This is a genomic window from Arthrobacter sp. Hb9-2 (assembly GCF_059091165.1).
Genome location: NZ_JBNHGJ010000027.1, coordinates 37,999 through 63,698, shown reverse-complemented (window position 1 = coordinate 63,698; position 25,700 = coordinate 37,999). Strand labels below are relative to the sequence as shown.

Genomic DNA, 25,700 nt, shown 5'->3' with positions numbered 1-25,700 from the left:
GGTGAGCAGACGGTGGCGGGCACAGGGCAAGGGGGGGCTGGAGAACCAGCACCAGGACTAAGTTAGTGTGGCGCCGCAGGCGCTCACCCCTTCCGTTCCGCCCGGTATGCACTGGGGCTTAGCCCGTGCATCCGGCGGAACTGGCGGGAGAAGTAGAACTGGTCATAGAATCCGATTTCGCGTCCCACCTGGGCGACAGTCAGCGCCGTAGTATCCAGCAGAAGCCTCGCCCGGGCCATCTTCAGGGCAGTGTGGTGGGCCAGCACTCCCCCACCAGTAGCTTCCCGGAACAGCTTGCTCAGCTGCGACGACGAGACACCCACCACCGCAGCCAAGTCGGGCAACCGGATGCTGCCGTCAACCCGCTCCTCCAAAAATTTCATGGCCTGCTGGAGGGGCGTCCCCTGCTCAGGGAGGCGGCGGTCTACAGCGAGGGTGGCGAGGAGCTTCCAGGCCATTCCTGCTGTGGCAACCAGGCGGGCAGGCGACTGGTCATGTTCCAAGGCGGAGATGATTTCGTCCAACATGGCCGTCAGCCGGTCCACGGCTACCAGCGGGATAATGGGCCGGTCCGGACGCACGCCGGATTCCTCAACAAGTTCAGCAGTATCAGAGCCCAAAACGTGGCACCACCAGATGGTCCACGGGTCCTCGCTGGAGGCACCGTAGCCATGGGCCTCCCCCGTACCGCCAGGAAGAACGACGGCGGTCGACTTGCCGACGTCGAACCGGGAACCGGCGGTTTCCACCCACCCCTTCCCCGCGACGCAGAGGATGACGATCGTTTCCTCGGCGCCCGACGGACGGTGCCGCCCATGGGCCTCTGCGACGGGAAAGACGCCCGCATCAGTGACCATGAGGCGGCGCGTGACGGGACGCGTGAGCACTTCCCGGACCAGCGGCCTCGGAACCACCACGAGCCGCTGGTTCTGGAAGCCCGTTGCCCGTTCCACCTGCGCTCCCTCCGTCGGATCACTCAGTGTATGCCGTGCGGGCAGGGTCCCAGCGGTGGGGGTCAGGATGACTGTTCCTTCCAGCCCGTCCACATAAGCAGCTCCACCTTCTCCACGGCACAAAGGTCGCCGTCGACCGCCTCGCGCCTGTCCTGGGCCTCCAGCGGCACCCCCACCTTCGCATCCTTCGGGAGGGGAAGGATCTGGAGCAGGACCTCAGACTCGGGGCGGATGCCGGCATCGTGCGCTTGGAGGACCCAAGGCGAACCGTCCCAGAAGCGGTCGGCAACCACGAGCCCGTCAACAAGGAGCCGGGCAGCGTCCCCGGCCCACATGATCTCAAGCTCAGAGTGCCCCTCGCCGGTCAAGGACCCCGCCGCCGTCGTCAGGTCAAGCCGGTACACCTCGGCCAGTTCCTCGATAGCTTCCTCGGTGGGGGCGGCAGCCCGCCCGGCCAGTGAACCGAACGAAGCAGGAACGGGCTGTGCGGGACGGATGAGCTCCGCAGCGAGGGTCAACCGTGTCCGTTCGGGTTCCGTCGCCGAGCTTCTAACGTCTTCGAACCGGGCGGTCCCGGTGGAGTACCGCCGAATGGAAGGCAACCCAACAGACCTGCCGGCCAGGAGTCCGTCGGCACCTACCCACAGCGGGTCCGCTGACAGAACCAGTTCACGGCCGCGCTGGGTGTCGAGGACCCACGCCTGCTCAGCCAGCTCAGCCGGCAGGACGAGGACGGCCAGGGAGCCTTCAGGGGACTTCACCGTGAGGGTGGCCGGCTGCGTGGCGTCAATCGCGTAAGTGTTGCCGCCCAGGGCAGAAACGGGGCCCTCAAGCTCCGTTCCTTCCGGCAGGCAAACCTGGGGCTCAATTCCGGCTTCGGCTGCGAGGACCAGGGTCGTTGTAAATTCCGGCCCCAAAAGGGTCAGCGGCGATGCCGTTGCCCAGCGCAGCCGGACCCCTTCAATCTCGAGGTTCACGGGCCAGGCGCTGATCGTTCCGGCGGGAATGGCCACAGCCTTGCCGGGAAAAGTCACTGTGTCCTCCCCCAGCAATAACCTGAACTGCGCCGACGGGTAATCCTTGAGCGGGATATGGGGTTGGTGCCAGGTGATGAACACAAACCCGGACTGCCCGTCGCTGCGCAGGGCCCAGCGAAGTGTCGTCGAGTCCTCGACGCCGGCAGGTACCTGATCCGGGAGGGTGGACGGCATGGGGGCGAGACGGTCGCCGAATGCGGACAGGAAAGCGTGCTGCCTGCGCAGCAGGCCGAAGCTGGGTGCCAGCCGGCCGGACGCACCGATGGGCGCGTGGAAGTCGTAGTCGAACACCGGAAGATCATTGGGATAGCCCGTTGCCTGCGACTCCTGCAGGCCACCGAAAGGATTCGTTCCGCCCGTGAACATGTAGTAGCCCTGCCAGCCGGAACCGCTGCCGATCTTGTTGTTGGCCACGGCGGCCACGTCCTTGCCCTTGGGCCACGGCCGGCGCTGGTAGGCCGTGGCCATCCCTCCCGTTAGCTCGCAGGTGGCCGGCGGGTAGAGGGCGGACGGAGAGCGAGGGGGCGCTGCGTCGCTGCCGGAGAAGCGCTCGCGGAGATCGGCACCGATGCCGGGGTCGTCCCACTCGTGGCTGAAGAAGTAGTGCTGCCGGAACGTCGGGTCCCACGGGGCGTCGGAGTCCACCCAGAAGCCGTCACCGTAGCCGCCGAAGACCGGCAGGACCTCTTCCTCGGGGATGTCGGCTCCTCCCCAGGCTGTGGCCGTCCAGATGGGGGCGCTGAGCCCGGCTGCGCGGGCCAGCTTCTTGAGTTCCGTGATGTGCCCGGGCTGGTCGTAGAGTTCGTTTTCCAGCTGGATCCCGATGACGTTGCTGTCCGCGCCGGTCAGGCCCCGCAGCTCCTTGCCGAGGCAGTTGAACCAGCGCTCCACCAAAGCCAGGTAGGCAGGGTCATTGGTGCGATGCTCGACGGCGGCTGCCTGGACCCAGTCCGGGAAGCCGCCGTTGCGCACCTCGCCATGGCACCAGGGCCCGATCCGCAGGACAACGTCCAGCTCCAGGGTGGCGCACAGGCGGACGAAGGCGGCAATATCCAGGTTGCCGTCGAAGCGGGCCCCACCCTCGACTGGTTCGTGGTGGATCCAGAAGACGTAGAAGGCCGCCACGGTGATGCCGCCGGCCTTCATCAGCCGCAGCCGCTCCTCCCACCTTGCCCGGGGAAGCCGGCTAAAGTGGATTTCACCTGACACCGGAATAGCTGGCCGGCCCCCGCATTCGAGGTAGCGGCTGGTGAGCCGCCACCTGCTGTGGGGGTCCTCGCCGTTGCTCATGGGCGGGAGCTGCAGGGGCATTTCGTGGGGCCGGTGGGTTACCTTCAAAAGCCCGTGGATTCCCTGTGATTCGAGGGTGCTGTGTTCAAGGCGCATGTGTGGATTCTTTCAGCTCCCAGGAGCGGTGAGGATGAGGGTGTTCATGCGGCGTTGCCAGGCTTCATCAGCCCAGAGGGGATGATGGGGTGCAGCGTTGGAGCACAGGACCATGCCCCAGATTCCGTGGTTCAACGCCGTGCGGATACCTCTCTCTGCAAGGTCGCGTCCGATAGGGCCTTCCTCGAAGGTGCCGTGGAGCGGGGTGTAGCCGATCCAGCCCTCTCCCACCACGGCGGGGACGTTCTTCCACCTGGCCCACTCCGCGATGGCGATGACCCGCGAGTCAATCTCCCGCCGCATCACCTCCCGGTAGGGCCCGTATTCATTAAGCAGCCAGGTGTCCCAGGCATCCGGATCAATCCAGTCGTAGCCATAGAACATCTGGTCAGTCACCACGGTGGCGCGGTACTTCCAGTCGGCCACGCGCCCGTACTCTGCGACCGCCGGCGCATCGGGGCGCAGCAGCGCACGCAGGGCCGGGTTGGGAAAGTCGGCCGTGCCCTCGGAACGGATGTCGATCTGCTGCTGGAGCGCGTCCAGCACGCCGTAGCTGTAGACGTGGAACTGCGCGGCGCCTGGCCCGTCAGGGACGGCGTGCATGGCCAGGTGCGGAGGTTTGCCGTAGCTGGCGGTGACCAAGAGGTCCGGATGCAGTGACCGCAGCCGGTGCAGCTGCTCGCTGCCGCCGTCGGCAAGGGCGGGCAGGGTGGAGAAGTCCACCTCGTTGTGCAGTTCCACCATGGCGATCCGCTCCCGGTGCCCGGCATCGGTGAGGGCATAGATGAGCCGGTGCCAGGCATCGGCGAGGACGCGGTACCTGTCGGTTAGCGGCACGGCGTCGATGGCCTCGAACCATTGCGGAGACTGGGCAAAGACTGTGGACTGCTGGTACTCCCAGCTGGCCAGGATGACCACGAGTCCATGCCCGGCTGCGGCCTCGAAAAGTTCCAGGAGCCGCTCCTTCAGGTTGAGGCGGTAACCGCCGGGAGCGTCGTACCAGCGGGTGCCCCTGCCGTAGATTCCGCCGTCCGGTGCTTTCCCGAGCCCTTCAATTTCCAACTCGCCGGCGAGGCCCTCCAGACCCAGTCCACCAAAGAGCAGCAGCGGTGCGGCACAGATCCTGATCGTGTTGTACCCAAGCTCCGCCGCCTTCGCACAAGCAGCGTCCAGGTCTGCGTACGCGCCGCCCGCCTCGGCACGGGTATACCAGGAAAAGTCCCAGAGCGTGATGGTGAGACGGGATGGCAGGTGCGACGGCGGCGCTCCTGTCAGGAAGGCAGTGTCCTTCTCGGTATTTCCGGATCCGAGGTACCTCGGTTCTTCGGTCACAGCTTCACCCCTTCTTTCTCGTGTGCCCGCCCCATGGCGGCGAGCTTCCGAAGTGAGTTCGCCATCTCGAGCCGGGATGAAGCGGTGCCGGTATCGAACAACAGCAGTTCGGGCAGGGAGGTTGCGAAGTAGTCCGGAGCCGAGGGGGCGGACTCCAGCTCGTCGGCCCGCGCTTCCAGTTTCTGCCAGACCTTTTCCGCTTCTGCCGGCCTGCCGAGCCTGCAATGGGCGATCCCCCGCCAGTAGTCTTCGCCGCTGGCGGGCTTGGGGTCCACGGCCAGCGCAGTGCCTTCCTGGCAGGCCTGCTTCCACGCGTCCACTGCCGCACTGGCGTTTCCGGCGAGATCGAGGGCATCCCCCAGCGCCACCAGTCGCTCGGCCATGGAGTCCGCCGGGTGCCGTCCCTCGCCCAGATTCGCGGGAGCTTCGACGCCGGCGCACAGCAAGGCGATGGCCGCCGTCGGTTCCTGCTCCATAAGGGTGGTTGCGTGTGCGACGGCAGCACGGTCGTAGGCTGCAAGGGCCATTCCTTCGCCGCCTTCAAAAGGCTGGAAGGTCCGTGCGGCCATCAACTGCAGGGCTTCCTCGGGGCGGCCTGCGTCCGTCAGAAGATTGACGTACAGCACTGCCAGGTCATCGCGCTCAAGGACAGCCGGATTGTGGTATGCAATGGCAGCGATGCGGTCTTCGACAGAAACCCCTCGAAGGCCGGCTAGGACTGCCCGTTCAAACACAAGCCTCGGATCATCCGGGCTCAATTCCAGTGCATGCTCCAAGTACCCGTCGGCAGCTGCGGGATTGCCCCCGGTGTTGACCGTGGCGATAGCCGCGTTGCGCCATACCACGGGGTCCGTTGAGCCGAGCAGCATGGACTTTTCAAGCATCGCCAAGGCATCCGGTACGCGGCCCGCGTCCAGCAGCCAGCACCCCAGCAGTCCGGGTGCCACCTTGTCCCTCGGGTCAGCCTCGATGGCCCGGTGCAGCGCGTCATAGTCGTCAAGCCCGTATGGAAAGGCATAAGCGGTGTTACTGCGCCTGGCAGCGGAACGTTCTGCAGAGGGCGCGTCCGGGTCCAGCAGTTCCTCCAGCCAGCTGGCCCGCAGGTAGCGGCGAAGGGGTTCGGGATTGCCAAAGACTTTATTAGTGCCCTCGGGCGCGGGATTTACCGTGAGGTCCAGCGCGAGCTGCCACTGACCAGCCCTCGCAAACCAGCAAGCCACAGTGAGCGCCGTCTTTGGATCCGCGCTGTCCAGTGAGCCGTGAAGCGCCAGGGCTACCGGGTCCAGTGCATCGGACGCGAGGATGTCCTGCAACAGCCGGGCGCTTTCCTCCCGCCGCCCGGCTTTGTCCAGGGCCAGGTACAGCAGGTGCTTCGCCTCAGGGCTGGCCGGGTCCAGTGCCAGGGCGGCGTCGGCGTGCCGGTGTGCCTCGGCGGGCTGTCCTGACCGGAGGGCCAGGCGTGCCAGCGCCAGGTGTGCCGGCTGCGCCCACGCCTTGTCCCACGCTGCCTTGCCGAACCGCTCCCGGGCCTCATCCAACCGGCCCGTGCGCTCCAGGACCAGGCCGAGGCGGTAGCTTGCCTCCCCGCTGGGCGGATTCAGGTTGCGGCGGGTGAGCCGGCCCAGGCCGTTCTCCAGCAGTTTCCGGGCCCGGGAGTACTCTCCGATTTTGTAGGCCGCGGCTGCCAGCGCAATCGACGCGCGCGAATCAAGCGGATCCCGGCGCAGCATCTCCTCGAAGTACGGCAGCGGCGAACGCGTGGGGTGCCGGTTCTGCGTCAAATGCGTTCCGGTGACGAAAAGCTCGTCCATACTTGCCATGCCGGTGGCGGGATCAGGTTCAGTGGCAACCCACGGCTCCTCCCTGTTTTCCTGTGGTTTCCTCGGGGTCCAGAGAATCAGTTCCCGGTCCCCGGCCAGGACCTGCAGCGTGAGGTCGGATTCATGTGCCGGTTCGGGCAGCTCAAAGGCTTCGGTGAAGGGGTGCGCCGGCGAGATCCGGGCAACCCATTCCCGGACTGTTGCGCCCCGGTGCTTGAGAACAACCTTTGCATCCTCCCGATCCGCCGTACTGGAAACGCCCACAGTGACCCTGCGCCACGTTCTGTCCAGCTGAAGTGACACGGCGACCTCGAGGTTCGCCTGGTGCGCCGGGCCCATCTGCCGGATGGGGTACCAGAACTCGCTGAAGGTGCGGGTCTCCCCGGGAGCAAGGTAGCTGAAGTCCGGCTGGTTGTCCGTGAAGACGCCGGACATCAGCTCAACGTACGGCCCGTCGTCGTCCGTTAAGTGCGCATCCCAAGCCTTGCCCACCGCTCCGTTCCCCCACGTCCACTGCTTTTTGCCGGGGGAAATGCTGCGGTCGGCCCAGTGGACGAACCCGGCGTCGGCCTCGTGATCGTAGCCGCCGAAGAAGCTGTCTTCCGTGTCGGTGACCATGTACGAGGTGGGGACCGGGACGTTGGCATAAAAGTCGATGCGGTCCGCGCCCTCTCCAGCCAACGCCGGGTAGTCCACACCGTAATAGGGCCGGTCAGCCTGCGGAAAAGCCGTAATCGCGCGACGGGCATGGTCGGCAACGAAGTTGACGTCGGTGGGGAAGAATGACTGGTACTTTTCATGCGTGCGCGCTGCGACGTTTGCCCACCAGAGGAAGGTCTGTGGCTCATCAGTCCGGTTATACAGCCGAGCTTCGACCTCAATCAGGGAACTGCCTGGGCGAAGGCGGACTCCGTGGGAGCCCCGCATGCGTTGCAGGGGGTCCAGGTCGCTGTGCCACACGGTAACCTGGCCTTCGTCGCTCCTGTCCACGGAGGTTTCGACGGGCAGGAACGTCGCGGGGCGGTGGTGCTGGGGCCAGTTGAACTCCACGCCGCCGGAAATCCACGGGCCCGCCAGCCCCACCAAGCCAGGTTTAATCACGTTGTTCCGGTAGAAGAAGTCGTACCCGGCCGTCTTATCGAACCCAACGTGGATGCTGCCCCCAATCTCCGGGAGGAGCATGAGGCGGATATATTCGTTCTCGAGGTGAATGGCCTGCCAAAGGCGGGGCGCCTTCGTCCCCGCGATGCTGTCGATGAAAGGCATTGGGTACACCTTGCCGCTGGAACCCTGGTACACGCGCCGGTCAAGGAACAACGGGTAGCGGTCCGGTTCCCCGGGAGAATACGTGTCAATTGACACTGGTTCGGACCAGCAGGCAACGCCACCTGTCTCCAGAACGGCCTGCTGATCCGGCGGCGCGTCTGGCAGGACTAAGTGGCTCTTGTGTTCGTTTGCATCCATCACGGGTGCAAGCCTATGAAGTTCCCCGGCCTGTTCCCATGGCATAAGCGCGCGAGCATATGGACGATCTTCTACGGAGCAGGGCTCCCTCTGCTGCCTTGCCTCAGGCCGGACCAACGCCAGGCGGACCGCTGAGCACTCGGGGGACGTACTCGAGCAACTGGAGCCGGCCGTCGAACGTCCTGCTCTCCACCATCTCCAACGAAACGTCGGGATAGCCGTCGTAGATCCGCTCCTGCCCGGTGCGGCCTGTGATCACCGGGAAGACGACCAGGCGGAACCTGTCCACGAGGCCTGCCGCCAGGAACGACCTGCACAGGCTGACACTGCCGAGAGTGCTCAACGGGCCGGTTCCGGTCCGCTTCATCTCCTTCACCGCCTCAACGGCATCCCCGGTCACCAGTTCGGAGTTCGGCCACGTCAGCGGCGCCTGCAAGGTGGACGAGAAGATTACCTTCGGCACCGCGGCAAGGCCGGTGAGGCTGGCCCCCTCTTCCTCGGAAAACGCCGAGCCTTCGGCCGCGGCCTCCTCAGACATGCCGGACATCAGCCGATAGGTGTTCGCCCCCATCAGCAGGGTGTAGTCCTTCTTCCCTTCCTGCTCGAGCCAAGCCAGGTATTCCGGCCCCTCCAGGCCCCACCAGCCCGGCCATCCCTCGGCCGAGGCGTAGCCGTCCAGCGAAATAATGAAATCAACCATCAGTTCTGATGGCGCCTCGGAAGGTGTCTCACCCATGACCGTCTCCTTTGATGGCAGGTGCCGGCAATGCTATCCCTGCCGCGATCAGGCCTTCAAGAGCCCTCCGACGTGTATGGGAAGGGACGGCCCGGTTCTCCCCGAAGGCAATCGAATCAACCTAGCCGCCCTCGGGGGGCAAGAGTCCGCCTGGTCGAAGCCCAATCACTCGAAGGTCCGGCAGATCCTGCCTGCCGCCCGCTCAGGCACGGCAGACACAGCCCTTCCGGCCGCCGTCGAACGCCAATAGCATGGCCGTTATCGATCCGCGCTCAGAACGCCCCTGCCAGGCAGAAGGAAGCCATGAACAGCGTCACCTGCGATCTCACCGTATCCCTTGACGGCTTCCTCGCCGGCCCCCATCAAAGCCACTCCAACCCGTTGGGCGAGGGTGGCGAGGACCTGCACCGGTGGCAGTTCGAAGAAGCCGAGGCCAACGCCGCAGCGCTTCAGGGCATTCTCTCCGCAGGCGCCTACATCATGGGCCGCAACATGTTCGCCGGCCCCGGGGCCGGTCCGTGGGATCAGGACTGGCGCGGCTGGTGGGGTGAGGAGCCGCCGTACCACGCCCCCGTCTTTGTGCTGACGCACCATCCCCGCCCTCCTGTACAGATGCAGGGCGGCACTACGTTCCATTTTGTGGACAACGGAGTTGAGTCCGCACTGGCCCAGGCGCGGGAGGCTGCGGCCGGCAAAGACGTGGCCATCGCCGGTGGCGCCGAAACTGCCCGGCAGTTCCTCTCGGCCGGGCTGATCGACGAGCTGCGGCTCCACATCGCGCCGCTTATCCTGGGGGCGGGCGAGAGGCTGCTGGACGGCGTCGGAAACCTCAATCTTAAACCGACCGAAGTAAGCGGCACCCGCCTGGTAACGCATGTGCGTTACCGGCTGGTTCCCAGCACCTAGGCGGAAACCGCGTTGCCGCTGGGGCAGTGGTCCTCGCGCTCAAGAATGGCGGGCGGCAGCATCCCGGGTGGTGGTGCGGATCCGGTACAGACTCGTGGTTGCGGTGATGTAGAGGTCCTGGCCGTCCGGGCCTCCGAAGCACACGTTCGATACTTTTTCTGGCACTGGGACGACACCCAGGAGATCGAAGGACGGCGAATAGATTCGTACGGTGGGGCCGGCTGAGGTCCAGATCCTGCCTTGGACGTCCACCCTCAGCCCGTCAGCGGCATAACCTTCTTCGAGCTCGAGGAGGGTTTCATTGCTGTGGCAGATGCCATCGAGCACGTCGTAGGCAACGATTCTCAACGGCACTCCGTGAGCCGGACCGGCTGTGTCCGAAACGTATAGGACCGACTCGTCCGGTGAAAAAGCCAACCCGTTCGGATACACGAGGTCAGTGATCACTGCATTGAGAGTGCCCGAAGCAGGTTCGAACCGGAAAACGTAGCAGCCGCCGTACTCCTGCGCTCCCTCGTGCCCTTCCTTGGTGCCCGGAAGGATCCCGTACGGCGGGTCCGTGAACCAAATGCTCGAGTCGCCCGCGATGACGACGTCGTTGGGCGAGTTCAGCCGGCGCCCCTGGAAGGAATCAACCAGCCCCGACACCGTTCCCCCGCAGTCACGCTCAATTCGGCGGCGCCCGTGGCTGCACTGCACCACAGTTCCGTCAGCATCGAGGGTTCGCCCGTTGGTGAATTCGACCCCGAGTCCGTACTCACGGGTCTTCCCAGTAACGGAGTTGAACTCGAGAATGCGGTTGTTGGGGATATCGCTCCAGCGCACTGTCCGCGACGACGGCACCCACACGGGACCCTCCGCCCATACCGAGCCAGTGAACAGGCACTCCAACCCGCCACTCGTCAGCTCAGCACCCATCCGGCCCCCTTCGTAGGCAGTTTTCCTGGCGTTGCACTGCAGAACGTTCGCCAGTGACAACCCTCCCGGGCACGCGCATTACGGGAAACGATAGCGCGACGAGACCCGTTGGCCTACCACCATCGAGTGGCGCTGCTCAGCGCACCGAAGACAGGGACAAAAGCTGTTGTGGCGCCTTTGCTGAGGCTGGCGGTAGCTTTGGATTACTTTTCCTTTGAAGCAGCCGAGGTACCGGAGGTACCGCTGATGCAGGGCTTGTCCACGTCATTGGTTCTGATCGCTCTGCTGGCTGTTGTGGCGCCCCTTGCGGCCCGCTTCCTTGACCGGGCGGTCAAGGTGCCCATCGTGGTGTTCGAGATTGTCCTGGGGATCGTGCTCGGCCCCAGCCTGGTGGGTTGGATCCAACCAAGCGAGTTCGTCGACACGTTGGCCCAGTTCGGGCTGGCCATGCTTTTCTTCGTTGCCGGCAATGAGGTCGATTTTGCCGCCATCCGCGGCCGGCCCATCACCCGCGCCTCCGCTGGCTGGGTCATCTCCCTGGCGGCAGGCATTGGCGCTGGCTTTGTGCTGGGCCCGACGCCGGCTGCCGCGGTGATCATCGGCGTCGCTTTATGCTCCACAGCTTTGGGCGCGCTGTTGCCCATCCTTCGCGACGCCGGCACGTCGAAGTCGCCTATGGGTATCGCTGTTACAGCACTGGGTGCCGCCGGGGAGTTTGGACCCCTGGTGGCGATCTCGCTGTTCTTCAGCGGCAGGGAATTGGGACCTGCGACGGCTGTCCTGCTCGGGTTTATTCTCCTGACCGGGCTGGCGATCCATCTCGCCTCACGGGCACGCCACTCCCTTCTCCATGCACAGGTCACGAGGACCCTTCACACCAGCGGGCAGTTCGCCGTCCGGTCCATCATGTTCATCCTTACCGTGCTTGTTGTGCTCAGCATGGTTTTGGGCCTCGATATGCTGCTGGGCGCCTTCGCCGCCGGTGTCCTCTGGAAGGTCGCCATTGCACGCGCTCCGGAGCAGGACCGGCACGTCATCGAGGCGAAAGTCGACGCCATCGCGTTCGGATTCCTGGTGCCGGTCTTCTTTATCGATACCGGCATCGACTTCGACCTGAGTGCGCTTAGCGCCAGCCCGGCCGCGCTGGCGCTGGTCCCCCTGTTCCTGCTCCTCCTGCTCGTCATCCGCGGGCTACCGTCACTGCTCGCCGCTCCGTCAAAGTCCAGCTGGGCCGATAAACGGGCCATCATTCTGTTTGGGGCCACGGGTTTGCCTATCATCGTGGCGGTGACAGCCATCGGCCGGAACGAAGGGCTCATCTCCAGCGCAATCTCGTCGGCACTTGTCGGAGCAGGAATGCTCTCGGTGCTCCTGTTTCCGCTGCTGGCACTCCGGCAGCTTCAACGGGAACCTTCAGGAACCGCCGTGCGGCACCAGGATGTTCCGTAGGGGAAATGGCAGCACCAAGAGGCGGAGGGGGCCCGGCAATGGCGCTGCGACTGCTTGATGTAGGGCCGGTTGGCCGGTTATCGGCCTTTCAAAAATCGCCGGGGAAGAGGGCTCGCAGGTCTTCGTTGATGCTGTCGACGGTTTTGAAGGGAATGATAGCCACTTCTCCTGGTGTAGTCCGAAAGGATCCCCAACGAAGACCACGTAAACGCCCGGCTGGAGCATCCAGCTGGGCGTTACTCATTGCGGTCTGGACTTCAGTTGGGACTTCCACCCAGAACGTCTACGTGTACATGGTCGAGGTGGCGCAGGATGTCGTTGCCCGGCTTTGGTGCATCGTAGTTCTGCCATCGCCCTCGGGAGCTGTGGACGCTCCAAAACCGGTCGTCGAAGATGACGTATTGGATGTTCAGGTCCTCGGCATGGGCGACGAGCCAGTGGGCCAGTATCCATCCCTGACGCCGATTTTCCTCGGTCACCGGGCGGTAGAAGATGTCAATCGCCCGGCCGTCGTAGTGCGTGGAGTCCGCTCCGTGTCCCTGCCCGATGCCACCCGGGGCGAATCCGCCCAGGCTTTGGTCGCCGAACACCTCTGTCATGGCGTCGCGCACCTGTTCGGCGCGCGGTGTCAGCCCGGTGGCAGTCAGTTGTTGTTCCTGCAGGTCCCTGGCGGCCGAGCCCCGGCAGCTCAGGGTAGGGCCGGCGTCGTAAGCTGGGCCGCCGGCGAGCCGCTGCAGTACCGCCTCATTGATGCTGGATGTGTCCGGTGCCTCCATCCCGCGCGCTTGGAGCGCGACGGCGGTGGTTGCCAGCTGCGCCTCCGCACGGTCGAGACCGACTTCTCCCTCGGAAGTTTCTACCGTGCATTCCGGGGGCAGCAGCACCGGGGTGATCTCGGTGCGTAAGCCACTGAACACGCCGGGCCCGAAGAGCACCAGTGTCGACGCAAGCGCCCCGAGCAGCAGCAGGCCTAAGAGCAGCCGAAGCGGGCCGCGCCGGGTCCGATGCGCATGATTGTGAGTCAACACGAGAGCAAACGTGCAGACCGCACGGAGACCCCATGGAGGCCGGGAGCGGCCAGCTCACAGGCCCACGCCGACGCGAAGACTCCGGGGCCTATAACAGCAGTTTCGTTTCCGATGACGTGTCCCTCTCGTTGCGTGGCAGTGATCCACTCATAGCATTTTCTCCTGGGACTTACGTCATCCTTGGAGCCTGCTCTTCACGCGGATGAAAAGGGCGGTCAGTGCCATTGCGAGGAAGGACCCCGAAAGGAGGGCCTGGACCGCCAGCGCCGGGTTCACACGCCCCCGTGACGTCGAGCTCCCGCCGACTGCAGCGCCTTGGAGGAAGACCACGAACAGCAGGAAGCCGGCGGCGATGGTGCCGTCTGAGACCGCGTGCAGCTCCGGATCTCCATGGCTCCTTATGAGCAGCGTTGAAGTGGCAAGAAAAACCCATGAACCGGGGAATTACTGGGCTCAGAAATAGGTGCGGGACGGGCTGGCTGCCTTGCTGATGGTCACTCTGGCCCATGGACGATTGACCCCATCAGCATCGGCAAATGTTTGTACCACTGCTATCGGCTGCGCGCCAGAATCGCCTCGCCCCAAGTCGATGGGACCTATTTGCAGCCCCCGAGAAGACCGGCGATGGCGTCGTGCTCGGCTTGAGTGACCCAGAGGCTGTATTTGGCCTTGACTGCAGTTTGGCGGGCGACGTATTCGCATCGGAAAGCTTTGTTCGGCGGAAGCCATGTAGCTGCGTCTTTGTCACCTTTGGCACCGTTGGTAGGGCCGTCGGCGGCCATGAGATTCAGCGGGTCATTGGCGAGTTCCTTGCGTTGGTCAGCGTTGAGCTGCTGTGCGCCCTTTTGCCAAGCGTCGCTGAGGGGAACGATGTGGTCGATCTGGACGTCGGAGCTCGTGTCCTGGCCGCGAGTGAAGGTAATCGTGGTGCCGGTGTACTTATCGGCCAGGGTCCCTGTCAGGACCACGCAGTTGTTGGTGCCTTGCTTGAACGTTTCGCTCGTCAAGTCCCGGGCCAAGATGTCATTGCGGGTGTCACAACCGTTGCGGTCAACGTCCGCCCAGGCCGGTCCAAACTTATCCCGGGTATAGCCGGTCTTCGGGGCGCGCCCTTTCACCGGGATGCCCTCCAATTGGGCAAGGGCGTTGGCGGCCTCAATGGCAAAGGACGGGTCTGCCCGGGCTGGCGCATCGGCTGCATTGCGTGGGGCCGACCCGAGGACCTCAAGGGCGTTGGCGGCAGCGTCACAACCAACTAATGACCCAGCCAGCATCATCGCAGCGACACTGGTCAGGACTTTGGCGGAATAACAGGTGGTCTTCATGGTCCTTCTGGTTATATGGCGTCACCCCACGCTAGCTTCGACCACCACCTGTGGCAGGTAACCGAGTCCGTGGTGCCTGCCACACGTCCGCATCCTTAGTACTCTGCGGAGGTCCGCTTTCGAGGGCCAATGGTTGCCTCAGCTGTTCAAACCATGGACCCACGGTGTCGCAGGCGCTGATGACGTGACGTTCACCGCGGTTGCCGCGAACGCCTCCAACCATTAGGTGCTGGTATTCCAGTCATCAGCCGTTACGGGCGGCGGCGCGGACGCTACGGCCACCGCGCAGCGGTTCATGCTTTGGATCGACACGGGCACAAACGTCCAAATTGTCCCGAATGGCAGCGACGTAACCATAGCGTGGGACGCGTTCCAATCACATCTTCAAGCTGTAGGGGAAAGATCACATGATTCGGAAAATGCGAAAGATTCTGTCCGCCCTGATCGGGGCGTTGCTGGTGGCCGTCTTCCTTGGCCCGGTCAGTCCGGCCCAAGCGGCCGGATATCGATGTATTGGCGCGCCGGCGGATGACCCGGGAGCCGCAGGCCTTGGTACAGGCATGTACCCTGAGCCGCGGACTTTCCTTGAAGCACAGTCGTGGTGGTCGGACCATGGGACTCACGCCCACCTGGGGGCATGCCTGCCTGCTGATCAGACCGTCAGGACTGGTGGCACGGTACTTACGGCCCACTGGCGGATCGACATGCACGGCATGAACGGTTACCTGCACCGGCTCACGCAAGAGGTCGCAACCGACAGCTGTTCTGCCTGCGGCGAGAAGGCCACCTTTTACAACGCCGACTCCACGAAGTTCAGGGGACCTGGCATCTTTTGGGTGACCACGTCCTTCGACGTTGGCACAGCCGATAAGACAGGGTGGCAGCAGGTGCAGAACCGGTTCGAGATAAAGGTTGCTGACGGGACGGTGCGCCCGGCCATCCGCTACATGGCTAATATCCAGCACGGCAAGACGGTGGACCACTATAACCGCCACGACACGAACGGCTACGGGTGGCACACCAACACCGCGTACGCTTACGCCCGGCTGAAGTCCAGCACGTCTTCCTACTCGCCAACGCTGCCTTACGCGCCGGTCAAGGGCAATTACTCCTTTATCGCCTCGCACGAGACGACCACCGATGGAGTGAGCAAGAACATCACCGGTTGGATGGTGTCAGTGGATCCGAAGCTTCACGCGGATCCGCCTTCCACCGGACTTGTCCTTGGCAGCGGCACCACGGCCTGCGCTCCTACCGTCAAAGGCACCTGTCATGGCCCCCGTAATGTCGTGTGGACCATCGATACGACGCAACTCACGGACGGCGTGCATTTCGTGACCATCTTCACGCACCAAAAGGACTCGTCCACCAAGGAGAACACTGGCGTGTTCAAGTACCCCATCATTGTGGACAATATCCCCGGCTAAACCTGACGTAGGGGTGCCAGCCGTGGCAGATGCTTTTTGGCCCGGCTGGCACCCGTGTGGTTCTTGGCGCGGCGACGAGTGCACACGAACTGCCTTCGGTGAACCTAACCTTTAGACTGCGCGGATCGACATGAGCTCGTAGACAATAGCCGAGCTCATTGCCGGCCCGCGGCAGGTCAGTTGGCGCGGCGGGGCGTGGCGGGCCCGCAGTTCGACGTCGACGCGCGCCGGGTGAGGCGGGCTGCCGGTGATGCGGATTCGCCAGTTATCGCCGTCGCGGGAGGTCTCCACAACCGCATAATCGTTCCGGCCGGCCGGGCCGAAACGTCCGAGCGTGGCTGCGACAGCGGCCTGCTGTGCGGGGAAGAGGTCCGTGTAACCGCGCAAGTACTCCGCGTGGATGCGGGCGGCGAGGTGTTCTTCGATCGTGGCCACGGACGACTCAGCGCCCAGATTTCCGTAGTACACGCCGTCGGGCGCGACAACGACATTGCCTGCGAACCTGTCACCGCCTACATGCGAGCATTCCCACACCAGCTCCGGCCAGCGCTCAGTCAACGCACGTCCCACAGGCCGTCCCCACACGGCGCAGCACTGGTCACGTTGACTGTGGGTGCACACCAGGATGACGGGCGGATGGCCGAGTTTTCCGGGGCCGCTGAGAGCTGTGGCAATCTCCGCCAGATCCTCATCCCGGCTCCACGTCCCCCATTGCTGACGATAGGCCCCGGAGTTCTCACGGCGCAGCACGGCCCAATGGCTCTTACCTTCACGCCATCGGGGGCCGGGCCGCCTTACCAGCAGCACCCGCGCCCGCGCCGCCTTGGCGGCGGAGAGCACGCTGGCTTTGGTCCCTGGCTCAAGATCGAGCCCCTCGAAGCCATTGAGCGGCCACCCGCCCCGGTACTCAATGAGGACCCAGACGACACCGTGCGGCGCCGTGCCGGCAATCGGGTCGCCGCGCAAACGGGCGCCATCAGAACAGAAAAAGCGCTTGGCGGCCGCTGCGGCCTGGTTATTGGTTAGATTACTGTTCAACGGGAACGAGGACCCCCGCGCGCAGTAGTCTTCCAACGAGTTCGACGCCGAGATCACCCGCGGTGTGAGTCTCCCCGTCCAGGGCGCACATCACAGACGGCAGCTCGGCGTCCGGGAAGTCGAGCCAACCCACGCGCGTGGTCAGGCGCCGTCCCTCCAGCCGTGCGTCCAGAGCATCGCGAAGCCGCACCACGGACTCGGGGCTTAGGCCGTCGACGGCGGCGAGCTGGGCCAACGGTCCCAGCGGCGCGGGGCGTCCCTGGCCCCGCCGGGTGCGGTGGAACAGGGCAGCAGTATCAGCCTCGGCGAGGGCGGCCGCCAGTCGCCGACGGACGACGTCGATCTCCCCGTTTGGCCCGTCCACGCCCAAGGGCAACGTACGGCGCATCTCGGGATCGTCGCACAGCGCTGCAAGCGCGGCCTGCGCGAGCTGTTCGGCCAATGCGTAGCGGGTCCAGCTGTGGATTCCCAGCGTGAGGTGGATGGAGACCTCGCCCTGCGCCTGGGCAGCATGCAACCAGCCGCGCGGCAGGTAGAGGACATCCCCTGGCTCTAGCGCCGTGTCGATATACGCCGCGCCTTTCGCGGCCTCGGCCACGGCGGAGCGTCGGTCGGTCCAGGGTTGGTCACGCAGCGGATCCGTATGAACCGGCTCATGAATGATCCAGCGCTTTGTCCCCTCGATCTGCAGGACGAAGACGTCGTGCACGTCGTAGTGATCGTCGAAACCCCGGTTTTGAGGCGGCGTGATGTAGGCATTGGCCTGCACCGGATGTCCGAGCTCCGTGCTCAGCCTGCTGCTGAAGTTCGAGACAGGCTCCCAGGTGCGGTGCAGTGCCTGCAGCACGAGCGTGGCGCCATCCGCGAATTTGCGCCAAAGCGCTGTGTCGTCGAGTTGGTCAGACATGGTGGCGCCGACGCCGGCGGGTGAGGTGAATGATGAGTCGGGAAATGTAGTGCCGTCCTTGGCGACGCGGAGAAAAGGTGTGCGCAGTCCACGGCGCGAGATCAGTTCGTCGACGGCCTCGGCAGAGAAGAGATCGGCGAAGTCGCTTGCCTCACGTGTGAGCAGCGCGGTGCGCCCCCAGACGTCGCCGGCGAACCTCTCACGGCCAATCTTGATCAGGCGTGTCTCCAGGACCCCGCCGCTTTCCAAGGCGTCGGGGTCCTGTTCCGTGCGGGCGGTGCTCAAAATTTAGATGCCCCGTTCTGCGGCTCCCCCGTCGGCACCGCCATCGGCACCGCTGTCAGCTCCTCCATCGGCACCACGGTCGGCACCGCCATCGGCACCACCGTCGGCACCGCCATCGGCTCCACCGTCAGCACCGCCATCGGCGCCTCCGTCTGCACCGCTGTCAGCTCCTCCGTCGGCACCCCCGTCATGCATGCCGGGGACACCAGCCGCGCCACCGTCCGCGGGGCCTTCCTGCTGGCTCGGATCCTGCTCTGGACTGGTCATGCTTCCTCCCGAGAATCGAATCGCTAGGATCAGCTCCGTCACCGGCACTGATCACCCAACCGGGCGATCCAACGGCACCGCCCGTGATCACCCTAACGGCACGGGCCAGTCCTGGGAACAACCTTCTTTTGATTCAGAACTGGGACAGTCCTATTGGCCGGCCGGCACGGCCATCCCGTCCCCTTTCGGAGATTGAATCCAGTGCCCATCGGCCCCCGGGAAACACTGCTGCCTGCAAGATTGAGCAGCTTCAGAGGCGTCATATCTGCTATGGGCTCGGCACCGCCGTCGGGTGCTCATCCGGCGAGTGTCAACTACGGCACGATTAGCAGTGGTGATCAGCTTCGGCGTTTCGGAAAAGTGCCCCCGTACGAACTTGCCCCTCGGAGAGTGTTCGGTGACCCAAGCTTCAGGGCCTGCTTGTCAGATGTGCTCAAGCAGTCGGGCTTCGTTGTTCATCAGGCGTCCTCCGTCAGCGAAGGCGTCGAAGCAGTCAGGGACTACGATCCTGTCATCATCACTATGGACGTTGATCTGCCTGGCTTCGATGGTTTCGAAGCAGCCCGCAGGATTCGTACTTTCAGCTATGCGTATCTGATTATGATTACGGGCTTGATCGCAGAATAGGACGTGCTGATGGGGCTTGCAGCCGGGGCTGACGATTACCTCGGCAAGCCTTTTCGAGCCCACGAACTCCGTGCCCGAAATCGGAGCCATGCTGCGCCGGCCCCGCACCAACTGGCCAAGATGCCTTCCATGGCCTGACGAGTCGACCGCTGACCGACGCATCAGAAGCCATACGAGATAGCGCTGCTGGTGTTTTCGGGTGAGGCGCCACTCCCTTGCAGCCGTAGCAGCGTCCTGATGAGCCAGCCAACGGCACGTTGGAGCAGTGAAAACGAGCCCAAGGCCCCACCTTCCAGGAATGGGGGCGGGGCCTTGAACTTGCATTGACGGTGCCGGGTTCCCCGGCGGGGCTGGACTTAGCGGCTGGTGCGGCCGTCGTTGTCGAGTTCGATGTTTTCCTTGCGGACTTCTTCGTTGACGGTGACGTTTTCGGTCACGGTGTCTTTGTCAAGGCGGACGCGTTCGACGGGGACGGTTTCCTTCTGCACTACGGGGCGTTCCTCGTGCAGGATCACTTCGTGCTCTTCCTCGCTGATCTCCGGGCCGCTCGTGGCTGCACCAACGTTGGCGTCGGTGATGGGTTCGCGCTCGAGGCGGACCTCTTCACGCTGGACCGGGACGGTCGTGGTGACGTTCTCGGTGACGACATATTTGCGCAGCCGCGCACGGCCGGTGGCTTGCTTTTCGGTGCCGACGTGAAGCTGCTCTTCCGAGCGGGTCATCGCATCATCAGTGGTGGGACCTGAAGTGTCATGACCGACGGCGCCGCGGGCGGTAGTTTCCCGATCGGTGGTGTCCCGTCCGGTGCCGGTGTAGGCGGCTCCGCCGGAGCGTTCGTAGTAGGTGTAGAGCCGGTCTTCTTCTTCCGGTTCGAGGTGCCCGTCGGGGGCGACGCGGGGCGCGTCCTTGACCTTGTCCTTGGTGTACGGCACGACGATGTCGTTGCCATCCTGGGTAGCTGAATCCAGCGGGACGAAGGACTCGTGGGTTCCGAAGACCCCGGTCTTGACGGTAACCCAGGTCGGTTCCGAGGTGTCGTCGTCAGCGTAGATCTGGCCTATAGACCCGATTTTGCTTCCATCGGAGCCGATGACGTTGCCGCCGGCGGTGGTGAGTGCAGAAAGGTTTTCAGTGTTGAGCATGATGTTTTTCCTTTTCGTGCTGATGAACGGCTTTGGGGATCAGGTTGGGGCTTGTGTTGTCCCCCGGTTGGGTTAGCGGCGCGTGGAGCCTGCGGTGCGGGTGGTGTTGCGGGAGAGAAGGATGGCCAGGGCGATCATGGCGATGCCCAGGACAAAGTGGAGCCAGTTATCGGCAGTGTTGACCGGGACGAAGTTGGCCGGGGTGTCGTGGCCGATGATGAGTCCGTAGAGCCACAGGATGAGGTAGATGACCCCTCCGTAGAGCAGGTAGTTCCTGGACTGATCGTTGGTGCGGGACATCAGGATGCCTGCGACGCCGAAGAGCAGGTGGACGATGTTGTGCAGGATCGAGACCTGAAAGATCCCCAACAGGAGGGCTTCGGAGCCGTGGCCGGCAAAGGAGAGGGCTTCATAGTTGCTCGTGATGCCCGGGATGAAGCCAAGCACGCCGACCAGAAGGAAGACAGCGCCTACTGCCTGGGCTGCTTTTTGAAGGGTTGTTTTGGGTCCGGAAGTCCGGTTCGTAGTAGCCAAGTATCTGCTCCTTTTTCAGTGTGAAGCGCATGGTTTGGATCCTGCGTGTTGCGCGAACCTGAGGATGCTATTGCCCGCCCTTGGGAGGGTCCGTGCCGTACACCACGGCTCGGCTCGGCGTTCCTGAGGTGGCGGATATGTTGCTCCAGCTGATTGCGGAACGACTCCTCATCTGCCGCTTCAACTTCCGTCTCAGCGCGAATGAGGTTTTCAGCGGCGGAAAGGATGTCACGTCCCTGCTCGGTGAGGCAGATGTCGGCGCTCCTGCCATCCCTGGCCGGCTCCTTGGTCAGAAGCCCCAGGCTTTGGAGGCGCCGCACGACCCTGCCCAGGCTTTGCCTGCTAACGCAGAGAATGGCGGCGAGATCGGTGACAGTGGTGGGCTCCAGTTCCGCTGCTGTCTCCAACGCGTCCAGGGATCCAGTGGTCAGCCCGAGCCGGGCAAGCCGGCGGTTAAGCCGCCGCTCATTGAGCCGGGCCGCGACACTGACCAGCCGGTACGTAGCCCACTGGTCAGGAGCCGGGCCGGGACGGGACTTCATGTGCCGCGGGCCGCCGGCAACCGGTACCTGCTGGTCCGGGTCCGGTGGCCGCCCCGCCGGGTCGCGGGGCGGCTCCGAAACCCTGTCCCGGGCACTCACGTGCTTTGGACGGTGTCCTTGGCCTCTGCCGCACGGTCTTTGACGTCCGTAACGGCGCCTTGGCCTTCGGCCTTGACGTTCTGCACGCCGTCGGCGGCGGTCGCCTTGACGCTTTCCATGGCTTCTTGGGCTGGTTCCTTCAGATCCTGAACCATGTCCTTGGCCGCGTCAGTGACCTGGGTCGCGAGGGGCTCGGCAGCGGTTTTGAGCTGCTGGGCTGCTTCGCGTTCCTTTTGGCTGGCCGGGATCAGGGAGGATATGAGCATTCCGGCGCCGAACGCGATCAGGCCCGCGGCCATCGGGTTACCCTGGGCTTTGGCCTTCACCTGTGCCGGTGCGGCGGAGATCGCGGTCCCGGCGTCGGAGAGTTTGGCTGCAACGCTTTCCCCGGCACCGTGGAGGGAATCGCCCGTGCTGTGCAGGGCGTTCCCGGTGTGGCCGGCGCCTGACGAGACCTTGTCCCCTACAGTGGACACCTTGTCACCAACAGCGGAGGTTGCGGAGTCGGCTGCTCCCATGACTTTGTCCTTCACTCCTGCGACGGCGTCCTTGACGCTGCTCCTGACCTTGTCGGTCTGGCGCTGGACGACGTTCGCCGGGGTGACTTTGTCGGCGAGGGCGTCCACGTTGGTGCCCAGGCGTGCGCGGGTTTCTTCAATGTCTTGGCGGATTGCGTCCGGGTTTTCGCTCATCGGTTTACCTCACCTGGTTTGAGAGTTTCGGGGATTTCGGAAAGTGTTTCGCCTGTTTGTGGCAGGCCCTTGATCTGTTTAAGTTCCTTGCGGCCCCTCGAGGCCAGGACCGCGGCGATGATGCCCCAAATCACGCCGACGATCACGGCGGCCCAGCCCAGCGGCATCAGGGCGCCCAGGGCGAACATCAGTCCCAGGGACAGGAAGAGCAGGACGAAATGTCCGGCGACGCCGGCGCCGGCGAGCATGCCGCCGCCCTTGCCTGCCTTGGTGGCGGACTGCTTGGCCTCTGCCTTCGCGAGTTCAACTTCCTGGCGCATCAGGGTGGAAAGGTCACGGGTCACATCACCGAGCAGGTCACCCAAGGAGGTGTTGTCTGCCTTCAGATGCGCTGCGCTTGGGGCAGGCTCCGGAATTTGGCTGCTCACAGGTGGCGTCCTTCCTTCGACGTGTAGGGGTCATCCTCGAGCCGGAGCGGCGTGTCTTCCGCCGTGCCGGAGGGCAGCGATGAAGTCGATACCGGAGCGCCTGCCCGGATGACGGGCTCATCATAGAAACCGGCCGGGCCGCCGGTGGCAAAAGTTGTGTTTTGCCCGACCGGAGCCGGACCGGAGCGCTGAGAAGCGAAGGACTGGGCGCCGCCCTGGGAGTCTGGAGCACCCGACTGGAGGCCGCGTCCGAACCGGCCAACGAGGATACCTGCCCCCGCTGCCAGCAGCAGGAAGGTGCCCGGCTTGCGGCGGGCGAAGGACTGGACATCCGCCAGAAGTGCTGCCGGGTCCTTGCCTTCAACCCAGGAAGCAACCGTAGAGGTGCGCTCGGCTGCCTGACGGATCAGGTCACTGGCAATGCCCTGCTGCTCCGGGGCCTCGGCCATGGTCTGCAACTGGTCCGAGAAGGTCCTGATGCCCTCTGCGGCCTTCTGCTGCTGGGTGCCGGCCTGGCTGGAAAGACCCGACTTGGCCTGGGACAGCAGGTCCTTTGCGCTGGACTTTGCCTCGGAAGCGACGTTCGCGACTTCTTCCTTCGCGGTCTGGGCAACGCCCTGCGCTGCAGAGGCTGCATGCCCGGCCACGTTTGAAGCCTCTTCCTTCGCGGCGTCCTTCTTCGAGACGGACCCGCCGTCAGAGGCCGGGCTTGTTCCGATGGTGGTGATGTCCGCATCCTGCGAGGAGGATCCGGGGACGTTGGTCCACTGATTTTCCGTCATCATGCTCTCTTTCCTTCATAGTCAGCTGCTGTAGACGAACCAGCACTCCCCGCAATAGTAAGCATGATTACTAAAAAATAGTAAGTAGCCTTTCTAATCAGGGAATGGTTTGTCCTGCAGCCCCGGGCGGTGCCGACGTGGGTAATTGCCACCGGCCGCCCGCAGCTGGCAACGTAGAAGGCGTCCGGAGCAGTAGGAGCGCCGCAGAGCGGCAACCCAATGGTGAAGGAGGTACCCGATGGAGGATCCACGAAGCGTGGCACGAGCATTGGCCCAAAAGGACCCGGGCTGGGTGAAGGATCTGTGGTTGAAGTACTGGGCCCACGGTGGATCTGCAGACATGTTCGAGTTCGATTCCTACCTGCGCGGCCTCACGGAACGGGACCCGTTCGAGCTGAGGCTTCTTGCCTGGGCAATCGATGACTTATCCCACGATGCGCCTGCCCAAGACTGGGTCACATGAGGCCATTCCCTCACCTCTGGTTCTTTGCATGATTACCATCCCGTGTTGTCTCCGCCTGACGGCCCCAAACCAGCACGACATTCGGCTGTAAGTCCGGCGGCTGAAGCATGAAGATTGGCCCGTGCGCGCGAATTCACGGGAAATGTGGCCACGCACTGGGGACCAGCACACCGGACCCGCCGGGACGGACAATTTAGGACACCCTGAACCTGCTACGCCCTGGTTCAGGAATGGTGGGTCGTTAGTTGGTTGCTGAGCCCCGAGAGCAGGATGCTAAGTCCTTGGTCGAGTTCTGCGGCGCCGTCATATTCGGCCAGGACCGGCCCCAATGCCCGCAGGTGGGGAAAGTCTTTGGCGGGCAGGCGGTGCAGGCCAAGGCGCAGAATAGCTTCGTTTTCGTCCGGGTCCACAATGTATTCCTGCAGTTCGTTCAGGATGTGCCCATAGAGGAACCCGTAGTAGGCGCGGTAGACGTGAAGGGCCGTTGCCGGGGTGAAGCCGGCCTCGATCAGCAGCGCCAGGATCTGCTCCAGTGGCCGCAGTGTCCCCAACGGGCGCAACCCCAGTGGTGTGGAGAGTGGCCGGGTAACCAGCAACGGCACCACATTGGGGTGCCGCAGGGCCAGGAGCCGGAGATCATGTGCGATCTTGCGCAGCTGGGCCTGCCAGTCCGGGTCATCGGGAAAGATGGCCAGTTCGTCAAAAACCATTTCGGAGACCCCGTCCAGCAGAGCTGCCCGGTTGGCCGCGTAGCGGTAAAGGCTCATGGGATCGCATTGCAGCTCCTGGCCCAAGCGACGCATCGACAATGCTTCCAGGCCATCGTTGTCCACAAGCGTCAGAGCCGTGGAGAGCACGAGTTCCCTGCTCAGGCGCGCTTTCCGTGCACCTGCTGAACTCTTGGATTCTGCGGGGGAAGCCATGGCCGGGTCCGTCCTGTTGTTTGCGTCAGGCCCACCCATTCAGGAGATACGTAAGCTTGCTTATTAAGCAGTCTACATGTAAAGTCTACATTGTAGAGAAGTTGTCGACATGGTTTCAGTAAAGGGATCAGGGTTTGCATGGCCGCCACGGCCGCTCACATCACCGTCTCAGGAGAACCATTGACTACGCACACCCAGAACGAGCACTCCACCGCTGTCCGCAACACCAACGACATCAAGATCTCCACCCGGACCCTTGAGTTCGCCGTCTATGTTGCAGCCGTCATCGCCACGATCATCACGGCAACAGTTGTTGGGGACGACGCCAGCGAAAACGGTGTTGACGTGTTCAACGCCAACGACGCAATGCAGTACATCACTTTCCTCACGGTCGGCCTGATGGTGGCCCGCGGCCTGGCGAAGGCCGGCAACCGGGTCAGCAACAACCACGCCTAAACATGCGCTCTTCCGGCACCCGTGCCGGAACGAACTGATCCTGGCGCGGCACCGAAGGGTGTTGCGCCAGGACTGTCCTGTCTTACCTTTTTGTTTGGCCTGCCTGGGTTATAGAACCCGATACTTTCGGCAGTACCGCTTGGTGTCCCGTGCAAGGGCACCGGGTTTGAGGCCGCTGTAGCCGAACGGCGGAGAATTTGCACCGTGTTTGAAAAGAGCCGTTCATGGCGCATTCGCAATTTGACCAGTTCCTCCAGGAAGCCACCTACCGTGATCCGCAGTCCGATTCGACTCTTGACGGTGATTCCTTCTACGGCCTCTACACCAGCTGGTGCCACGTCTCCCGCCATTCCCCCCGGCCGGAGCACACCTTCTGGGCCGCGATGAAGCAACGCGTCCATTCCGGGCAGTGCCTGCGCATGAGGGGCCCGGCGGCAGCGGACTACATCCTGAACAGCTACCGGGCTGTCGTCTGACCCCCGATGACCACAACGACCAATACTTACGTCCCCCGTGGCGTGCACCAGGCGCGCGGTCAACATCCGTGGTGCCGGACGTGTGACACCGACCGGCACCTCCTGGTCGAGTCACCGGCTGTCAGAGGCGGACAGGCAGGCACCCTCGCGGTGGCCATCCGCTGCTCGAAATGCCACCGGTCACGTGTACTGGAAACCACCGCAGAACACGTCGCAGGCCTTGCCGCGGCAGCACCCGTTTCGGGCGGAACAGCGGCG

The 25,700-nt window shown here is 63.9% G+C and carries 25 protein-coding genes; 7 read left to right on the top strand and 18 right to left on the bottom strand.

Annotated elements, in window-relative coordinates:
- Window positions 1-83: 83 nt before the first annotated feature.
- The 5 genes from AC5RV1_RS15210 to AC5RV1_RS15190 all read right to left on the bottom strand — a co-directional run bounded on the left by AC5RV1_RS15210 (window position 84) and on the right by AC5RV1_RS15190 (window position 8,728).
- Window positions 84-953, bottom strand: coding sequence for a helix-turn-helix domain-containing protein (locus AC5RV1_RS15210; protein WP_493995119.1), 870 nt, complete (start codon window positions 951-953; stop codon window positions 84-86).
- A gap of 62 nt (window positions 954-1,015) precedes the next feature.
- Window positions 1,016-3,376: a beta-galactosidase gene (locus tag AC5RV1_RS15205; protein WP_493995118.1), complete on the bottom strand. Its 2,361-nt coding sequence runs from the start codon at window positions 3,374-3,376 to the stop codon at window positions 1,016-1,018.
- Between the two features lie 12 nt (window positions 3,377-3,388).
- Window positions 3,389-4,708 (bottom strand): cellulase-like family protein, encoded by a 1,320-nt coding sequence (locus AC5RV1_RS15200; protein ID WP_493995117.1) that lies wholly within the window; start codon window positions 4,706-4,708, stop codon window positions 3,389-3,391.
- Window positions 4,705-7,794 (bottom strand): DUF5107 domain-containing protein, encoded by a 3,090-nt coding sequence (locus AC5RV1_RS15195; protein ID WP_493995116.1) that lies wholly within the window; start codon window positions 7,792-7,794, stop codon window positions 4,705-4,707. The genes AC5RV1_RS15200 and AC5RV1_RS15195 overlap by 4 nt, the downstream gene beginning before the upstream one ends.
- A gap of 301 nt (window positions 7,795-8,095) precedes the next feature.
- Window positions 8,096-8,728 carry a dihydrofolate reductase family protein gene (locus tag AC5RV1_RS15190; protein WP_493948209.1) on the bottom strand — a complete coding sequence of 211 codons (633 nt, stop codon included), beginning with the start codon at window positions 8,726-8,728 and terminating at the stop codon, window positions 8,096-8,098.
- Window positions 8,729-9,031: 303 nt separating this feature from the next.
- Between AC5RV1_RS15190 and AC5RV1_RS15185 the strand changes: the two genes are divergently transcribed.
- Window positions 9,032-9,634 carry a dihydrofolate reductase family protein gene (locus AC5RV1_RS15185; RefSeq protein ID WP_493995115.1) on the top strand — a complete coding sequence of 201 codons (603 nt, stop codon included), beginning with the start codon at window positions 9,032-9,034 and terminating at the stop codon, window positions 9,632-9,634.
- 39 nt (window positions 9,635-9,673) lie between these two features.
- Here the strand turns inward: AC5RV1_RS15185 and AC5RV1_RS15180 are convergent, their stop codons facing one another.
- Window positions 9,674-10,552, bottom strand: coding sequence for an SMP-30/gluconolactonase/LRE family protein (locus AC5RV1_RS15180; protein WP_493995114.1), 879 nt, complete (start codon window positions 10,550-10,552; stop codon window positions 9,674-9,676).
- Between the two features lie 168 nt (window positions 10,553-10,720).
- Between AC5RV1_RS15180 and AC5RV1_RS15175 the strand changes: the two genes are divergently transcribed.
- The gene (locus AC5RV1_RS15175; protein WP_493995113.1) at window positions 10,721-12,001 is read left to right on the top strand and encodes a cation:proton antiporter; all 1,281 of its coding nucleotides are present in this window, start codon (window positions 10,721-10,723) and stop codon (window positions 11,999-12,001) included.
- A gap of 257 nt (window positions 12,002-12,258) precedes the next feature.
- Here AC5RV1_RS15175 and AC5RV1_RS15170 read toward each other — a convergent pair whose 3' ends face one another.
- Together AC5RV1_RS15170 and AC5RV1_RS15165 are read right to left on the bottom strand one after the other, a co-directional pair.
- The gene (locus AC5RV1_RS15170; RefSeq protein WP_493995112.1) at window positions 12,259-13,026 is read right to left on the bottom strand and encodes a VldE C-terminal domain-containing protein; all 768 of its coding nucleotides are present in this window, start codon (window positions 13,024-13,026) and stop codon (window positions 12,259-12,261) included.
- Between the two features lie 599 nt (window positions 13,027-13,625).
- Complete coding sequence (locus tag AC5RV1_RS15165) at window positions 13,626-14,354, bottom strand: HNH endonuclease family protein (protein WP_493995111.1); 729 nt, start codon at window positions 14,352-14,354, stop codon at window positions 13,626-13,628.
- A gap of 419 nt (window positions 14,355-14,773) precedes the next feature.
- On the opposite strand from AC5RV1_RS15165, the gene AC5RV1_RS15160 reads away from it, so the two are divergent.
- Complete coding sequence (locus AC5RV1_RS15160; RefSeq protein WP_493948204.1) at window positions 14,774-15,781, top strand: hypothetical protein; 1,008 nt, start codon at window positions 14,774-14,776, stop codon at window positions 15,779-15,781.
- Window positions 15,782-15,892: 111 nt separating this feature from the next.
- Here the strand turns inward: AC5RV1_RS15160 and AC5RV1_RS15155 are convergent, their stop codons facing one another.
- From AC5RV1_RS15155 to AC5RV1_RS15145, 3 genes are all read right to left on the bottom strand, one after another.
- Entirely contained in the window at window positions 15,893-16,747 is an 855-nt protein-coding gene (locus tag AC5RV1_RS15155) for a ferredoxin family protein (protein WP_493995110.1), read from the bottom strand.
- A 61-nt stretch (window positions 16,748-16,808) separates the two neighbouring features.
- On the bottom strand, window positions 16,809-17,975 hold the full coding sequence (locus tag AC5RV1_RS15150) for a cupin domain-containing protein (protein WP_493995130.1): 1,167 nt from the start codon (window positions 17,973-17,975) through the stop codon (window positions 16,809-16,811).
- Between the two features lie 39 nt (window positions 17,976-18,014).
- Window positions 18,015-18,278, bottom strand: a complete 264-nt coding sequence (locus AC5RV1_RS15145; protein ID WP_493995109.1) for a BatC protein — start codon at window positions 18,276-18,278, stop codon at window positions 18,015-18,017.
- 429 nt (window positions 18,279-18,707) lie between these two features.
- Here AC5RV1_RS15145 and AC5RV1_RS15140 point away from each other — a divergent pair, with 429 nt between their 5' ends.
- Complete coding sequence (locus AC5RV1_RS15140) at window positions 18,708-18,905, top strand: response regulator (protein WP_493995129.1); 198 nt, start codon at window positions 18,708-18,710, stop codon at window positions 18,903-18,905.
- 356 nt (window positions 18,906-19,261) lie between these two features.
- Here the strand turns inward: AC5RV1_RS15140 and AC5RV1_RS15135 are convergent, their stop codons facing one another.
- The 6 genes from AC5RV1_RS15135 to AC5RV1_RS15110 all read right to left on the bottom strand — a co-directional run bounded on the left by AC5RV1_RS15135 (window position 19,262) and on the right by AC5RV1_RS15110 (window position 23,124).
- On the bottom strand, window positions 19,262-20,047 hold the full coding sequence (locus AC5RV1_RS15135) for a DUF2382 domain-containing protein (RefSeq protein ID WP_493995108.1): 786 nt from the start codon (window positions 20,045-20,047) through the stop codon (window positions 19,262-19,264).
- A gap of 72 nt (window positions 20,048-20,119) precedes the next feature.
- Entirely contained in the window at window positions 20,120-20,581 is a 462-nt protein-coding gene (locus tag AC5RV1_RS15130) for a DUF4383 domain-containing protein (RefSeq protein ID WP_493995107.1), read from the bottom strand.
- On the bottom strand, window positions 20,518-21,222 hold the full coding sequence (locus tag AC5RV1_RS15125; RefSeq protein WP_493995106.1) for a MarR family winged helix-turn-helix transcriptional regulator: 705 nt from the start codon (window positions 21,220-21,222) through the stop codon (window positions 20,518-20,520). Before AC5RV1_RS15125 ends, AC5RV1_RS15130 begins: the two co-directional genes overlap by 64 nt.
- Window positions 21,219-21,914, bottom strand: a complete 696-nt coding sequence (locus AC5RV1_RS15120; protein WP_493995105.1) for a DUF3618 domain-containing protein — start codon at window positions 21,912-21,914, stop codon at window positions 21,219-21,221. Before AC5RV1_RS15120 ends, AC5RV1_RS15125 begins: the two co-directional genes overlap by 4 nt.
- Entirely contained in the window at window positions 21,911-22,342 is a 432-nt protein-coding gene (locus AC5RV1_RS15115) for a phage holin family protein (protein WP_493995104.1), read from the bottom strand. The genes AC5RV1_RS15120 and AC5RV1_RS15115 overlap by 4 nt, the downstream gene beginning before the upstream one ends.
- Entirely contained in the window at window positions 22,339-23,124 is a 786-nt protein-coding gene (locus AC5RV1_RS15110; protein ID WP_493948439.1) for a hypothetical protein, read from the bottom strand. The genes AC5RV1_RS15115 and AC5RV1_RS15110 overlap by 4 nt, the downstream gene beginning before the upstream one ends.
- Before the next feature lie 238 nt (window positions 23,125-23,362).
- Here AC5RV1_RS15110 and AC5RV1_RS15105 point away from each other — a divergent pair, with 238 nt between their 5' ends.
- Window positions 23,363-23,587, top strand: coding sequence for a hypothetical protein (locus AC5RV1_RS15105; protein ID WP_493995103.1), 225 nt, complete (start codon window positions 23,363-23,365; stop codon window positions 23,585-23,587).
- 224 nt (window positions 23,588-23,811) lie between these two features.
- On the opposite strand, the gene AC5RV1_RS15100 is transcribed toward AC5RV1_RS15105, so the two are convergent.
- A complete protein-coding gene (locus AC5RV1_RS15100) occupies window positions 23,812-24,510 on the bottom strand; it encodes a TetR/AcrR family transcriptional regulator C-terminal domain-containing protein (protein ID WP_493995102.1) in 699 nt (232 codons plus the stop codon).
- 180 nt (window positions 24,511-24,690) lie between these two features.
- Between AC5RV1_RS15100 and AC5RV1_RS15095 the strand changes: the two genes are divergently transcribed.
- Window positions 24,691-24,966: a hypothetical protein gene (locus AC5RV1_RS15095; RefSeq protein WP_493995101.1), complete on the top strand. Its 276-nt coding sequence runs from the start codon at window positions 24,691-24,693 to the stop codon at window positions 24,964-24,966.
- Between the two features lie 224 nt (window positions 24,967-25,190).
- Window positions 25,191-25,442 carry a hypothetical protein gene (locus AC5RV1_RS15090; protein WP_493948191.1) on the top strand — a complete coding sequence of 84 codons (252 nt, stop codon included), beginning with the start codon at window positions 25,191-25,193 and terminating at the stop codon, window positions 25,440-25,442.
- Window positions 25,443-25,700: the final 258 nt, after the last annotated feature.